The sequence below is a fragment of the Streptomyces sp. NPDC006283 genome (assembly GCF_040613325.1).
Classification (GTDB): domain Bacteria; phylum Actinomycetota; class Actinomycetes; order Streptomycetales; family Streptomycetaceae; genus Streptomyces.
On the sequence record NZ_JBEXRZ010000028.1, the window covers coordinates 33,298 to 47,724 of the forward strand.

The 14,427-nt window shown below is 72.8% G+C and carries 11 protein-coding genes; 2 read left to right on the top strand and 9 right to left on the bottom strand.

All coding sequences use genetic code 11. The annotated features are described in order from the left end of the window. Positions 1-56: 56 nt before the first annotated feature. Positions 57-425, bottom strand: coding sequence for a DUF742 domain-containing protein (locus ABZ070_RS08930; RefSeq protein ID WP_356631504.1), 369 nt, complete (start codon positions 423-425; stop codon positions 57-59). 3 nt (positions 426-428) lie between these two features. After that, complete coding sequence (locus ABZ070_RS08935) at positions 429-2,540, bottom strand: nitrate- and nitrite sensing domain-containing protein (protein ID WP_356631506.1); 2,112 nt, start codon at positions 2,538-2,540, stop codon at positions 429-431. A gap of 183 nt (positions 2,541-2,723) precedes the next feature. Between ABZ070_RS08935 and ABZ070_RS08940 the strand changes: the two genes are divergently transcribed. Further along, the gene (locus ABZ070_RS08940; RefSeq protein ID WP_356631508.1) at positions 2,724-3,125 is read left to right on the top strand and encodes an ATP-binding protein; all 402 of its coding nucleotides are present in this window, start codon (positions 2,724-2,726) and stop codon (positions 3,123-3,125) included. Between the two features lie 157 nt (positions 3,126-3,282). Here the strand turns inward: ABZ070_RS08940 and ABZ070_RS08945 are convergent, their stop codons facing one another. From ABZ070_RS08945 to fmt, 6 genes are all read right to left on the bottom strand, one after another. Then, positions 3,283-4,113: an RNA polymerase sigma factor SigF gene (locus tag ABZ070_RS08945; protein ID WP_356631510.1), complete on the bottom strand. Its 831-nt coding sequence runs from the start codon at positions 4,111-4,113 to the stop codon at positions 3,283-3,285. 186 nt (positions 4,114-4,299) lie between these two features. Beyond that, complete coding sequence (locus ABZ070_RS08950) at positions 4,300-5,742, bottom strand: GuaB1 family IMP dehydrogenase-related protein (RefSeq protein ID WP_356631512.1); 1,443 nt, start codon at positions 5,740-5,742, stop codon at positions 4,300-4,302. 199 nt (positions 5,743-5,941) lie between these two features. Next, positions 5,942-6,985: a sugar-binding domain-containing protein gene (locus tag ABZ070_RS08955; RefSeq protein WP_356631514.1), complete on the bottom strand. Its 1,044-nt coding sequence runs from the start codon at positions 6,983-6,985 to the stop codon at positions 5,942-5,944. A 110-nt stretch (positions 6,986-7,095) separates the two neighbouring features. Next, entirely contained in the window at positions 7,096-7,782 is a 687-nt protein-coding gene (gene rpe / locus ABZ070_RS08960) for a ribulose-phosphate 3-epimerase (RefSeq protein WP_356631516.1), read from the bottom strand. Between the two features lie 440 nt (positions 7,783-8,222). Next, positions 8,223-9,656: a transcription antitermination factor NusB gene (locus ABZ070_RS08965; RefSeq protein WP_356631518.1), complete on the bottom strand. Its 1,434-nt coding sequence runs from the start codon at positions 9,654-9,656 to the stop codon at positions 8,223-8,225. A 34-nt stretch (positions 9,657-9,690) separates the two neighbouring features. Beyond that, positions 9,691-10,635 (bottom strand): methionyl-tRNA formyltransferase, encoded by a 945-nt coding sequence (fmt, locus tag ABZ070_RS08970; RefSeq protein ID WP_356631520.1) that lies wholly within the window; start codon positions 10,633-10,635, stop codon positions 9,691-9,693. Positions 10,636-10,866: 231 nt separating this feature from the next. Here fmt and ABZ070_RS08975 point away from each other — a divergent pair, with 231 nt between their 5' ends. After that, positions 10,867-11,379 carry a hypothetical protein gene (locus ABZ070_RS08975; RefSeq protein WP_356631522.1) on the top strand — a complete coding sequence of 171 codons (513 nt, stop codon included), beginning with the start codon at positions 10,867-10,869 and terminating at the stop codon, positions 11,377-11,379. A gap of 215 nt (positions 11,380-11,594) precedes the next feature. Here the strand turns inward: ABZ070_RS08975 and ABZ070_RS08980 are convergent, their stop codons facing one another. After that, the gene (locus tag ABZ070_RS08980) at positions 11,595-13,766 is read right to left on the bottom strand and encodes a primosomal protein N' (protein ID WP_356631524.1); all 2,172 of its coding nucleotides are present in this window, start codon (positions 13,764-13,766) and stop codon (positions 11,595-11,597) included. Positions 13,767-14,427: the final 661 nt, after the last annotated feature.

Below are 14,427 nucleotides of genomic sequence, written 5' to 3' on the forward strand. Positions count from 1 at the left end.
TCATTGCGCGCTGACGGGCGGCACGGGGAAACATTGCGCCGGGGCGAAGGAGAGTGTCACAAGTGCTTCAGTCGCTCCGCGACCTCGCGGAGCAGCCCGGGATCGGCGACGGCCGCGGAGCGGGCCTGCGGGCGCACCTCGATCAGCCCCTGCGCGACGAGGTCGGCCAGCAGGACCCGTACGACGGTGAGGGGCAGGTCGGCGTCCGCCGCCACTTCGGCGACAGGGCGGGGCTCAGCGCGCACCAGGTCCAGCAGACAGGCACGGGCGTGGTCGAGGCCCGGCCGGGATGCGGCACCGGGCACCGCGCCGACCTGGGACATCAGATCGAGGCGGATGCCGGCGTCGGGGCGCGTCCGGCCGCGCGTGACGGTGTAGGGCCGTACCAGCGAGCCCGTCTCGTCCTCGTACCAGTGGTCGTCCACGGGCTACTCGTCCCGCGCGGGCGCCTCCGCGCCGCCTCCGCCGGCATCCCTGTCCGGGTGCTCCGTCGGGGGCGGCCTGTCGCTCGACGCCTGCCGTATCCGTTGGGGCGCCCCCGGATCCGCCGGGTCCTCGCTCCCCGGACCGTCCGGGGACCAGGTGCCCGTGACGGGCGGGGCGAGCGGGTCAGCGGGGGCCAGGACCGCCGTGGGCAGCATCACGACCGCCGTCGTGCCTCCGTACGGTGATCTCGTGAGCGTCACCTTGATGCCGTGGCGCCCGGCGAGGCGGCCGACCACGTAGAGGCCGAGCCGCTCGTCCTGCGCCGGGTCGAAGTCGCCCGGCCTGGCCAGCACCGCGTGGGCCCGCTCCAGCTCCGCCGCGTCCATGCCGAGCCCGCGGTCGTCGATCTCCAGGACGAAGCCGCCGGAGACCTCTGCCATCCGCATCGTGACCTGGGTGAAGGGCGGGGAGAAGGCGGTGGCGTTCTCGATGAGCTCGGCGATCAGGTGCACGACGTCGGCGACCGCCTCCGCACCGACGCCGACCGCCGGCATCGGCGGCACGACGACCCGCGTGTAGTCCTCGATCTCACCGACCGCCGCGGCGACGACGTCCACCACCGGTACCGGCCGGCGCCAGCGGCGCCCTGGAGCGCCGCCGGCCAGGATGATGAGACCTTCGGCATGGCGGCGCATCCTGGTCGTCAGGTGGTCGATCTTGAACAGGTCCTCCAGCACGTCCGGGTCGTCGGTGCGCCGTTCCAGGGTGTCGACGAGTGTGGACTGCCGGTGCACCAGCGCCTGGTTGCGCCGGGCGATGTTGAGCAGCACGGCGAAGACGCCCCGTCGCAGCGTCGCCTGTCTGACGGCTGCCTCGACGGCGGCCAGCCGCGCCGCGTTGAGCGCATGGCCCACCTGGGCGATCTCGTCGGCCTCCGCACGTCCGTCGGCCGCTTCGCCGAAGTCGAGCGGCGGAGCGGCGTCGGCCGCGTCCACCTGCTCGCCCGCCGCGAGCCGCCGCATCACGTCGGGGAGCCGCTGGGTGGCCAGGACGTCGGCGGCGTCGCGCAGCTCTTCGAGACGCCGGGAGATACGCCGCCCACTGACCATGGAGAGCCGGATCGACAGGCCGACTGCGACGAGCCCGACCAGGCCGACGCCCGCGGTCTTGACCATCTCCCGGTAGGCGTACGCCCGTCCGCGGTCCGCCGCGTTCAGGGCAGCCTCGGTGCAGAGCAGCATGTACCGCTCGACAGCACGGTCCGTGGTGGTGCGCCAGGAATCGGCGGCCATGGCCTCGACCGCCCGGTCCGCGCCCGCCCGCAGGAGGGCGTCCTCGCCGACGGTGAGGGCGCGGTACTCGTTCCCGCGCTCGAAATCGGTGAACAGCCGCCGGGAGTCGTCCGGCAGGTCGGGGACGTAGGTGCGGTGGAAGACCCGCCGGTCCTCAACGGTCGCGGTGAGCGCGTCGTACTGCCGGTCGGTCAGAGCCCCCGCCGCGCGGGCCCCGGCGACGAAGGCGTCCTCGCGCGACAGGAACTCCCGCACGCGCACCAGCTCGATCACGACCTGACCCTCCCGGGCGAGGCGGCCGGCCTGGAGCGCGGTGAGTGAGGACTGGACGTCGAACGCCGGCTCGACGAACGTCGTGTACTCGGAGATCGCCACGTCCCAGGCGACCTTTCTGGCCAGCACTCGCGCGCGCAGCCCCTCCAGACCGTCGGCCGCTCCGGCCATCGCGTCGACCGACTGCCGCTGCAGTCCGGTGAGGTCGTCACGCCGTTCGCCGTCCCCGATCGCCTCCCGCATGGCGGTGACCGTCCGGTCGGTCTGGCGCTGCTGCCTCAGCAGTGCGGCGAGGGCGTCCCGGTCGCCTGCCTGCCCTGTGCCGAGGTAGGCGGCGGCGAGACGCCGTTCGATCTGGATCTGGCCCACGGCGGTGTCGATGGGCGTACCGAACGACTCGTACACCCCTTGCACCTTGATCAGCGCCCGTAGGTCACCGGACACCGACACCATGGCGAAGGACCAGAGGAGCATGAGGGCGGCGACCGGCACGACGGTGAGCGTCACGATCCGGCCGCGGATCGTCGGGCGGCGGAGTCGTCGGCGCATATGGTCCCCCGGGGCACCTGGAACAACGCGGGCGGAAAAGTGACGGCCCGACCGTGGTTACCCCCCGGTAGGGGTCGTCAAGCTACGGGACTTGGCATGCCCAGCGCAATGTTTCCGGAAGTAACCCGAGCGGGCGGTTCTCGGGGTTGATACTTCCGCGACTTCTGGGTAGGCGAACCGGTGATGAACGCACAGCCGCATGTGGTGATCGAGGAATCGCCGCAGCAGGAGAGCAGGCACAGCGCGGGCGCCCGTACGGCCACCGCGGAGTTCCTGCTGCAGCACTGCCCGTGGGTCGACGCCGACGCGGTGCTGCTCGTCGTGACCGAGCTCGTCGCCAACGCGGTCCGGCACACCGCCGGCTGGTGGCGGCTGCACCTGACGGCCGGGCACGACGCTCTGGTGGTCCGGATGGACGACTCGAGCCCACAGCCGCCGGTCGCCAGGAAGCCGGACTTCACCGGTGGCGGAGGGTTCGGGTGGCACATGGTGCAGCAGCTCGCGGGGCGGGTCGAGGTCCGTCAACTCCCCTACGGCAAACGGGTCGAGGCGACGTGGACGCGCCCGGCGACCACCGCCTGCTGAACCGGCAGCCCGGACCGACCCGGCGCGCAGACATGGCAGACATGACCGTGCACCCAGAAGCGGCGTCCCGGTTGCCCGGAACGCCGCTTCTGCCGTGGGGGGAATCGGTATCAGGACGGGTGGCCGACCACGCCGGCCACCCGTTGCGCCGCCGCGCTCACTCGACGGCGAGCAGCCCCTCACGCAGCCGGCCGGTGATACGGGCCAGCAGCCTCGAGACGTGCATCTGGGAGACGCCGAGCTCCGCGCCGATCTCCGACTGAGTCATCTCCTCGCCGAACCGCATCTGCAGGATCCGCCGGTCGCGCGCGTCGAGTTCCTCGATCAGCGGCTTGAGCGCCTGGACGTTCTCCGCCGTCTCCAGGTCGGCGTCCGGCGCGCCCAGGCGGTCGGACAGCGGCACCGAGGCGTGGTCGGAGGCGTCGTCCATGGGCATGTCGATCGAGCCGGCCGTGTAGCCGTTGCTCGCGACAACGCCCTCGATGATCTCCTCCTCGTCCATCCCGAGGTGCTCGGCGAGTTCCGCGGTGGTCGGAGCGTGGTCCAGCTTCTGCGAGAGCTCGTCGACCGCCTTGGCGAGATCGATCCGCAGTTCCTGGAGGCGGCGCGGAACGTGCACGGCCCAGCTGGTGTCGCGGAAGAACCGCTTGATCTCGCCGACGATGTACGGGACGGCGAAGGTCGCGAACTCCACCTCGCGGCTCAGCTCGAACCGGTCGATCGCCTTGATCAGGCCGATGGTGCCGACCTGGACGATGTCCTCCATCTGCTCGGCCCGGTTACGGAAGCGGCCGGCGGCGTACTTCACCAGCGCCAGGTTGAGCTCGATGAGGGTGTTGCGCACGTACTGGTACTCGTGCGTGCCTTCCTCCAGCTCGGCGAGCCGGACGAAAAAGACCTTGGAAATCTCGCGGGCATCCTTCGGCGCGACCTCTCCCGGGTTCTCCACGACCGGAAGGTCCAGCTGCGCCACATCAGGGCTCTGCACTCCAGGCTTCGTGAATTCGGTTGGGACCGTGCTCGCCGCGGACACTTCGTCCTCCCCTGCTCCGATGTCAGTACGGAAACGCGCCTACCCCCGTTGCCGGGACGCACTCCCTCCAAATCGAGTTGGCTTGAAACAGTTCGTCCGGCCCCCGCTGTGCGCGGGGACCGGACGCAACTTGACCGAGTGTCAGCTCCAACTGGCGTGCAGCGGCTTGCCCTCCGCGTAACCGGCGGCGCTCTGGATGCCGACGATCGCCTTCTCCGCGAACTCCTCGAGCGAGCCCGCGCCGGCGTACGTGCACGAGGAGCGGACGCCCGCGATGATCGAGTCGATCAGGTCCTCGACGCCCGGCCGGCTCGGGTCGAGGTACATCCGCGAGTGCGAGATCCCCTCCTCGAACACGCCCTTGCGCGCCCGGTCGTACGCGGACTCCTCGCTGGTGCGGTTCCGCACGGCGCGCGCGGACGCCATGCCGAAGGACTCCTTGTAGAACCGGCCGTCGGGGGCCTGCTGGAGGTCGCCCGGGGACTCGTACGTCCCGGCGAACCACGAGCCGATCATGACGTTGGACGCGCCCGCGGCCAGGGCCATCGCCACATCACGCGGGTGGCGGACACCGCCGTCGGCCCAGACGTGCTTGCCGAACTTCTTGGCCTCCGCGGCACATTCGAGGACGGCCGAGAACTGCGGCCGGCCGACGCCGGTCATCATGCGCGTGGTGCACATGGCGCCGGGGCCCACGCCGACCTTGACGACGTCGGCGCCGGCCTCGATCAGGTCACGGACGCCCTCGGCGGCGACGACGTTGCCCGCGACGATCGGGACCTGCGGGTCGAGCGCCCGAACGGCCTTGACCGCACTGATCATCGACTCCTGGTGGCCGTGCGCGGTGTCGACGACGAGCGTGTCGACGCCCGCGGCGAGCAGCTGCTTCGCCTTGCCCGCCACATCGCCGTTGATGCCGACCGCCGCGGCGATGCGCAGCTTGCCGTGGGCGTCGACGGCGGGCGTGTACAGGGTCGCGCGCAGCGCGCCCTTGCGGGTCAGCACACCGGCCAGCCTGCCGTCGCCGTCCACGGCGGGGGCGTAGCGCCGGTTGGCGGCATCGAGGGTGTTGAACGCCTCGCGCGGGTCGATGTCCGCGTCGAGCAGCAGGAGGTCCTTGGACATGACCTCGGACAGCTGGGTGAAGCGGTCGACGCCGGCCAGGTCGTGGTCGGTGACGATGCCGACCGGCCTGCGGTCCTCGTCCACGACGACACCGGCGCCGTGCGCCCGCTTGGGCAGCAGGGACAGCGCGTCGGCGACGGTCTGGTGGGGCTCCAGGATGATCGGGGTGTCCAGCACGTGGTGCCGGGTCTTGACCCAGGAGATGACGTCGGTGACGACCTCGATCGGGATGTCCTGCGGGATGACGACGAGCCCACCGCGTCGCGCGACGGTCTCGGCCATCCGGCGGCCGGCGATGGCGGTCATGTTGGCGACGACCAGCGGCACGGTCGTGCCGGTCCCGTCCGGGGAGGAAAGGTCCACGCCCTGCCGCGAACCGACGGCCGAGCGGCTCGGGACCATGAACACATCGTCGTACGTCAGGTCGTACGGCGGCTTGATGTCATTGAGGAAACGCACGTGCTGAACATCCCAGTCGATCGGAGTTGGCCCCCCGGCGATACAGCCGGAGGAAAACGCACGTACTTCATTCTCCCATGCCGATACCCCGGACCGGCCCGGGACAATCGTCCAGGTCAGAGGGGGTGGCCTGGTGCGATCATCCGAACAGGACACGGAGGGCCGGTCTCGTGTCCGGGTCCCCGCGCTCCAGGGCCCGTCAGTCGTCCGGGTCCGCGCGCTCCAGAGCCGGACGGGGCCCGGGGGCCTCGCTGAGCAGCAGGTCGGCCGCGGCCGTGTCCGTCACCAGGCTGGTGACCAGACCGGAACGGAGCACCGCCCCGATCGCCTCCGCCTTGCGGGCGCCGCCCGCGATGGCCACGACCTCCGGGATACGGCGCAGCCGGTCGGCCTCGACGGTGATGCAGCGCTCCCCGAGGTCACGGCCGACCCGGCGGCCCTGGGTGTCGAACAGGTGGGCCGACATCTCGGCGGCCACACCCAGCGATGCGTAGTGGGCACGCTCCTCGTCGGAGAGCATGTCGTGGACGGTCGAGATGCCGGGCTCCCAGGAGCCGATCGACACGCAGGCGACGGTGACCTTGTCGAAGTACTCGAAGGCCCGCGCGATGCCCGTCTGATGACGCAGCGCCGCGGCGGTCGCGGGGTCGGGCAGCAGCATCGGGGCGTAGATGGGGTGCGCCTCGCCGCCGGAGACCTGCGCCGCTCTTCGTACGGCCTCGACGGAGCCCCGCTCCGCGGTGCCCGCGTCGTACACACCGGTGAGCTGGACGACCGTGCAGGGCGGCAGCCGGTCGAGGGCGGCAGCCATGTGGATGGTGGACCGGCCCCAGGCCAGACCCAGCACATCCCCCTCCGCCACCAGCTCGCCCAGCAGGTCGGCCGCGACCTCGCCCAGGTTCTCCGGGTCGGGCGACTCGTCCGCGGCCTCGGCCGGGGACTCGACGACAACCGCGTGCCGCAGTCCGAAACGGGCGCGCAACGCGTCGGAGCGCTCGGCGTCCAGCTCCGCGGGGACACGGATCTCGATGCGTACGAGATCACGCTCGAGCGCCGTCTCGAGGACCCTCGCGACCTTGAAGCGACTGACGCCGAACTCCTCAGCGATCTGGATCTTGGACTTGCCCTCGAGGTAGAAGCGGCGGGCCATGGCCGCCGCCTGCACAAGCTCGGCGGGTCCCATCCGCAGGGCAGACCGTCCCGCCGACCTAGCAGACACCGCGATCTCCTCACTGCTGTTCATGCCGTACACACGCAATGCTGTACACACTCCGGATCCGCCATCCTGTCAGATCCGTCGGTCCTTGATCAGCCCCGCTGGGACAACATCGGTTGAACAAGCGCGGCCGTGGTTCAGTGGCCGCACGCCCAGGCCGCGGAGGCCGTCGCCGTCGTCGCCTGCTCCCGGAGCATCCGGACCGCCGCGGCCGGATCGTCCGCGTTGTAGACCGCGGAGCCCGCCACGAAGACATCGGCGCCGGCTTCGGCGCACTGCTCGATGGTGGACGCCGACACTCCGCCGTCGATCTGCAGCCACAGCTGGAGGCCGTGCTTGGAGATGAGCTCACGGGTACGGCGGATCTTCGGCAGCATGATGTCGAGGAAGGCCTGCCCGCCGAAGCCCGGCTCCACCGTCATGATCAGGAGCATGTCGAGCTCGGAGAGCAGATCCTCGTACGGCTCGATGGGCGTGGCCGGCTTGAGCGCCATCGACGCCCGCGCACCCTTGGCCCGGATCTCACGCGCCAGACGCACGGGAGCCGCTGCGGCCTCGACGTGGAACGTGACGGAACCGGCGCCGGCCTCGACGTACTGGGGAGCCCAGCGGTCGGGGTTCTCGATCATGAGATGACAGTCCAGCGGGGTGTCCGTCGCCTTCGCCAGCGACTCCACGATCGGCACGCCCAGGGTGAGGTTGGGCACGAAGTGGTTGTCCATCACGTCGACGTGGAGCCAGTCGGCGCCCTCGACGGCCTTCGCCTCTTCAGCCAGGCGGGAGAAGTCCGCGGAGAGGATGCTGGGATTGATCTGAACGGCCATGGGCCAAGCCTGCCACGTCCTCGGGCAGTTCCCCTCCCCGGGACCGCACTCGGTACGGACCAAGGACGCGCCGGACCGGGCCAGTCCACCGCAATCCCGGATGATTCGGTCTGCGATCTGCACCGGACGGGACCAGGAGCGATACGTCGAGGCGACCGCCGTCGTGATCACCTCGACGGCACGGCACGCGCCGGCGCGGCTCGCTACCGGCCCGCCGGCCAGGCCATGTCCGGGCGGTCTTCTCGGGCCCGCGACGCCGGCACCTCGCTGTGTTGTCGCCCGTCGCCCACGCACTCCCCCGGCCTGGCGGCTGGGAGGGGCCCCAGGCGTACGAGGTCGATCCTCCGCCTTGCGATGCGCCCCCTCGGCCGTGGCGGGCCGGGGGAGGCCCATGCATCCGACGCCGCGGGCCGATCCACAAAGATCGCCCGGACAGGGCCTTAAGCAGTCCGCCGCAGCAGCGCCAGATACATCGCGTCCGTGCCGTGCAGATGCGGCCACAGCTGTACGTCGGGTCCGTCGCCCAGCCCGGGCACGCCCGGCATCAGCGGGCGGGCGTCCACCCATTCCGCCTGCGCGGCCGGGCCGCCCCGCCCGCGCAGGACGTCGTCCACGACGACCCGTGTCTCCGCGAGATGCGGCGAGCAGGTCGCGTACCCCACCACGCCGCCGACACGAACAGCTTTCAACGCCTCCCGCAACAGGCTCCGTTGCAGCGGCGCGAACCCCTCGAGGTCCTCCGGGCGCCGGCGCCAGCGCGCCTCCGGGCGCCGCCTCAGCGCGCCGAGGCCCGAGCACGGCACGTCGACGAGCACCCGGTCGAAGACGCCCTCCCGCCAGGGCGGGCGCGTGCCGTCGGCCGTGATCACCTGGTACGCACCGGGGTTGCCGGTCAGCGCCCGCTCGACCAGCCGGGCGCGGTGCGGCTGCTTCTCCGAAGCCAGCAGCGACGCGCCCCGCTCGGCGGCGAGGGCGCCGAGCAGCGCCGCTTTGCCGCCGGGCCCGGCGCAGCCGTCGAGCCAGCGCCGGTCGGCGCCCTCCAGGGGTGCGTTCGCCAGGGCGATCGCCACGAGCTGGCTGCCCTCGTCCTGGACGCCGGCCCGTCCCTCGCGTACGGCGCCGATCGCGCCGGGCTCGCCGCCCTCGGCGAGACGGACGGCGTAGGGCGACCACCGCCCGGGCAGCGCGGAGTCCTCGCCCAGCACGTCCAGCAGCTCGGCCGTGGTCGAACGGCCCGGCCGGGCGACCAGTGTCACCTCGGGCCGCTCGTTGTCGGCTTCCAGCAGGTCCTCGATGCCGGCGCGCCCGCCGCCGAGCGAGTCCCACAGCGCAGAGACGACCCACCGGGGGTGGGAATGGACGACCGCGAGGTGGTCCTCCGCGTCTTCGTCGTAGGGCGGCGCGACCCGCTCCAGCCAGGCGTTCAGATCGTCCTGCGAGATCTTGCGCAGCACGGCGTTCACGAACTTCGCGCGCCCGTCGCCGAGCACCACTCGCGCCAGCTCCACACTCGCCGACACCGCCGCGTGCGTCGGGATACGGGTGCCCAGCAACTGGTGCGCACCGAGCGCGAGCACGTCCAGCACGGGCGGGTCGACCTCACGCAGCGGCCGGTCGATGCAGGCCGCGATGATCGCGTCGTACGTGCCCTGGTGGCGCAGCGTTCCGTACACCAGCTCCGTCGCCAGCGCCGCGTCACGCCCGTCGAAGTCGTCCTTCTCGCGCGCCTTCTTCAGCAGCGGCGGCAGGACGAGGTTGGCGTACGCGTCCCTCTCGTCGACCGCCCGCAGCGCCTCGAAGGCCAGAATCCGCACGGGATCCTTCTTGGGGCGGCGGTGGGGCCTGGGGGGACGGCGACGGGACTGCTCGCTCAAAAGGTGCTCCGCGTTCGAAGAGGGCTGATCCCTCTCAGCCTACGTCCGCCGCGCCGACCCGCTCCCCCGGGGCGATCCGCACGCCGCGCGCCCAGTCGGCGGCCCGCATCGGCTTCTTGCCCTGCGGCTGCACCCACAGGAGCTCGACCGCATGGGACCCGGTGCCGACGTGCACGTGGTTCTTGCCCGCGTCCAGCTCGCCCGCGCCGAGATCCTTGCGGTCCGCCAGAAGCCCCACCTGGATCAGCTTGAGGCGTTCGCCCCGGAAGACCGTCCACGCGCCCGGCGCCGGCGTGCACCCCCGCACGACCCGGTCGACACGCAGCGCCGGGGCCCTCCAGTCGATGTGGGCGTTCTCGACGCTGATCTTCGGTGCGAGGGTGACTCCCTCCGCGGGCTGCGGCACGGCCTGCAGGGTGCCGTCCTCGATGCCGTCCATGGTCGCCGCGAGCAGCCCCGCACCGGCGAAGGCCAGCCGGGTCAGCAGGTCGCCGCTGGTGTCGGTCTGGCGCACGGGCTCGGTGATCACCCCGTAGACCGGGCCGGAGTCGAGCCCTTCCTCGATCTGGAACGTCGAGGCGCCGGTCATCTCGTCCCCGGCCAGGATCGCGTGCTGCACGGGGGCGGCGCCCCGCCAGGCGGGCAGCAGCGAGAAGTGCAGGTTCACCCAGCCGCGGGCCGGCACGTCGAGGGCCACCTTGGGCAGCAGCGCACCGTAGGCGACGACCGGGCAGCAGTCCGGTGCGATCTCCCGCAGCCGCGCCAGGAATTCCTCGTCGCGCGGCCGCACCGGCTTGAGCACCTCGATCCCGGCGTCGGCGGCGCGCTCGGCGACGGGGCTGGCGACCAGCCGCCGGCCCCGGCCCGCGGGGGCGTCCGGCCGGGTCACCACGGCGGCGACCTCGTGGCGGTCGGAGGCGATGAGAGCGTCCAGTGCGGGGACGGCGACCTCGGGGGTACCTGCGAAGACGAGCTTCATCGGTGGCTGACTGCCTCTCAGGCTGGTGTACGCGGTGACGAGCAGCACACCAGTCTATGAGCCCTCTCGGCAGGGGGCGTACGGAGGAGCGTGCGCCCCGCGCATATGCACATACGCCCCGAAGCGTGACCAGATCGCCCGCCGACGCGTTGGTCAAGAGAGATTGACCCAAGCGGGCCGCCCCGGATGCGGCCCGAACCCTTCTTCATCGCCGGTTCGAGAGGCTTGTCAATGGCCGACCACGCAACCCACGACGCCCAAGCCCGGGCCAGTCTGCACCTGTTGGTGCGGGACATCGAGCGGGTCCGCCGGCAGGTGGACGCATTGCGCACGCTCACCGCCCAGCTGGGGAATGTCTACCGCCCGCGCCGCTCCGGCCCCTCCACGGGCTTCGTCGTCTACGGCCGGGCCCCGGCGCCGACCGTCCGCCTCGCACAGGAGCTGCGGGACAGCGTCGAGACGCTCGTGACCGCGGCCGTGGACTTCGACCGCTCCCTCGGCTTCTCCTGGGACGCGGTCGGCTCGGCCCTCGGTGTCACCAAGCAGGCCGTCCACCGCCGTTACGGCGCCCGGCGCCAGGCGACCGCGGCGTCCGCCACGGAGGCGGAGGGGGCAGCCGCGACGCGCACACTGCCGGCGCCTTCGGGGCTGTCCGCCGTCCCTGCGGTCCCGGCGGCCCGCTCGATGCCGCCCCAGCCGACGGACTCCCGCCCGAATGCCTTCCCCGGCCCCCGCAACGGCTGACACGACCCTGCCCGCCCGGAGATGCCGAGGCCGCTCCGAGCGGGCAGGGTGTCAAGCGATCTTGCAGAGCTTGCCGCGGATGTCGTCCACGCCGCCCTCCGTCATCGGAGTGCGGTGGCGGCTTCCCGCCCTCGTGGGGCAAGCGTGTTCCGGAATGCGGAGAAACTCCCGCTCGCTCTTCACCCGACTGTCAGGGCTCGCCCGGTGGCGATCTCTCACCCGATCGACGGAGGGTCCACCCTGATCCGGATCTGCGCCGGAGTCGATCGCGCCAAGCGTGACACCTGTGCCGACTTGAGCGCCGCTGCCAGCGCCGCCCCCTTCCCCGGCGGCACCCGCAGCAATGCCCGCTCCAACCGCTCCCCCGCCGGGCCCTGCCCCCTGCCGGAGGGTGGCGGAGCATCCCCCGGCCTCCGCGCCCGCCCGGGGGCCTCCGGCAGCGGCACCGGCCCGAGCACCTCCGCCTCGGCGGGCAGTTCCGCCCCGGCCACGAACGCCGACACGGCGGACGCGCTCCCGACGACCTCCGCCATCCGGGACACCGGAGGGAACCCGAGCTCGGCCCGCTCCGCAAGCTCCCGCAGCGCGTGCCCCACCGGGTCCCAGCGCACCAGCGCCTGGACCGGACGCAGTGTCGGTTCGGCGACCACGACGACGGTGCCGCCCTCCGACTGCGGCCGCACCAGCGAAGCCGCGCCGATCCAGCGGCGCAGCGCCTCCTCGCCGGCGCGGAGGTCGGGGCGGCCGAGCATGGCCCAGCCGTCGAGGAGCAACGCGGCCGCGTAACCGTCGCCTTCGGGCACCGGCTCCGCACCGGGCGTGGAGACGACGAGCGCGGGCCGGGCCGGGACCGTGTCGAGGATGTGGTCGCGGCCGGAGGTCCGCACCGGCACCGCCGGAAACGCACGACCGAGCTCCTCCGCCGTGCGCCGCGCCCCGACAATCTGCGCCCGCAGGCGGAACGCCCCGCATTCGGTGCAGTGCCATTCCGGCTCGCCGCGCCCGCACCAGCCGCACCGCAGGTCGTGCTCGGCGGGCGCCTCGAGGGGGCCGGCGCAGTGCCGGCAGCGGGCCGGCGTACGGCACCGTTCGCACGCAAGCCTCGGGACGTAGCCGCGCCGGGGCACTTGGACGAGGACGGGGCCGTTCGCGAGCCCGTCCCTGACGGTCTGCCATGCGATGCTCGGCAGCCGGGCGGCGCGGGCGGCCTCGTCGCGCGCCAGGTCCTGGTCCCCGACGGTGCGCACCAGGGGCGCGACGGCCCGTACCTGCGACCGGTCGGCGACCAGTGGTGCGGCCCAGCCGCTCTCCACGAGCTGGGCCGCCTCGACGGTGCAGGCCGTGCTGCCGAGCAGGAAGGCGCACTTGTCGTGCCCGGCGCGCAGTTCGAGGACCTCGCGCACATGGGGAAACGGGGCGTTGTCGTCGCTGTGGCTGGAGTCCCCGTCGTCCCAGATGACGACCAGCCCCAGGTCCCGTACGGGTGCGAACATCGCGGCCCGGGTCCCCACCACCGCGCGGACGGAGCCCCGCCGGACGGCGAGCCACTGCCGGTACCGCTTCTCGGGCCCGGATTCGGCGGTCAGCAGGGTGTGATGTCCTTCGCCGAGCAGCGCGGTGAGCGCGGCGTCGACGCGCGAGGCGCGCCGGCCGTCGGGCACGACGACGAGGGCGCCCCGCCCCGACGCGAGGGTCGCCGCCACGGCGCGTGCCAGCTCCTCGGGCCAGTGCGCACCGGGGAGCGCGGTCCAGACGGCACGCGGCGCTCCGCCGGCCGCGAGCGACTCGATGAAGGCCGGTCCCCGCCCGTACCGCTCCCAGGTGCCTGCTGCGGGCGCGACCGGCGGCGGCAGGGGGTCCGGTGAGGGATTGGCCTCCGCGCGACCGTTCCTCGGCGGCACGGCGAGCTGGAGCACGTCGGCGAGGCTGCCCGCGTACCGGTCGGCGACCGCGCGGGCGAGGGAGAGGATCTCGGGGCTGAGCACCGGTTCGGGCGAGACGACGTAGGCGAGGGCGGCGAGGGCGCCGTTGTAGTCGGACTCGGCACGCCGCTCTATGAGGAACCCGTCGATGAGGCCGCCGCCTTCGCGGCGTCCGTCGCGCACCCGGTGCGCGCCGGCCCCGAAGCGCACGCGCACGCGCACGCCCGGCTGGGCGTCGGCGTCGAGCTCCTCGGGCACGGCGTAGTCGAAGAACTGGTCGAGGTGGAGCACGCCCTTGTTGACCACGACGCGTGCGACGGGCAGCTCCTTGGCGAGCGCCGCCCCGCGCCAGGTGCGCGGCTTGGCCTTCGGCACTTTGGCGCTGCGGACGGTCTCCCGGATGAGCGCAAGCTGCTCGGGCCCGTCGGTGGCGGGCTCTGAGGGCTGCCTGTCTTCGCTGCTCACAGCCAAATCCTGCCAGAGACCACTGACAGCCCGGCCTGCCCGGCCTCGCGGGCCGGGCCGGGGACGTGGGTCGCCGCGAAGTCGTCTCCGGCAGCCCCTCCCACCTCGGGGGCCCGGGCCGGGGCAGGCCCCAACGCCCCGCCCTGCCGGAGCCTCCGACCCGACCGAATCCGAAGGCAGCCCCCAGCCCCGCCCGCCTGAGAAGCCGAGACGGGCCCCACCACCCCCGCCCGACCCGGCTGCCCCGAGCACAGGCCAGCCCCAAGCCCACTCGACCCCGACCCGAATCCGAAGGCAGCCAACCAGCCCCACCCACCCGGCGTGAGGACCCCGTGCTCAAGCCAGGCCCCAACGTCCCGCCCGACGGAGCCCCCGACCCGGGCCCGACTGCCCCCAGCCAATCCACCTGAGGAAGCCGAGACGGCCCCCAGCCCGCCCCACCCGGCCCGGGCCCCGAGCCCAGGCCACTCGACCCCGATCAGGTCCTACAGCACCCCCAGCCCGCCCACCTGAGAAGCCGAGACAGGCCCCGACGGCCACCGGCGCCCGGGCGGGCGCGCCGCTCGGCCACAACACGCCGCCCCGGCAACCACCACGAGCCGGAGCACGGCAACGGCGAGGGCCCTGGACCGGTCGGGGCCCAGCCCCACCCCCGGCGCAA

Bases quoted from the DNA above. Each gene is read 5' to 3' on its own strand.
- fmt (WP_356631520.1), bottom strand. From the start codon at position 10,635: ATGAAGCTCGTCTTCGCAGGTACCCCCGAGGTCGCCGTCCCCGCACTG.
- ABZ070_RS08935 (WP_356631506.1), bottom strand. From the start codon at position 2,540: ATGCGCCGACGACTCCGCCGCCCGACGATCCGCGGCCGGATCGTGACG.
- rpe (WP_356631516.1), bottom strand. From the start codon at position 7,782: ATGGCCGTTCAGATCAATCCCAGCATCCTCTCCGCGGACTTCTCCCGC.
- ABZ070_RS08940 (WP_356631508.1), top strand. From the start codon at position 2,724: ATGAACGCACAGCCGCATGTGGTGATCGAGGAATCGCCGCAGCAGGAG.
- ABZ070_RS08955 (WP_356631514.1), bottom strand. From the start codon at position 6,985: ATGAACAGCAGTGAGGAGATCGCGGTGTCTGCTAGGTCGGCGGGACGG.
- ABZ070_RS08975 (WP_356631522.1), top strand. From the start codon at position 10,867: ATGGCCGACCACGCAACCCACGACGCCCAAGCCCGGGCCAGTCTGCAC.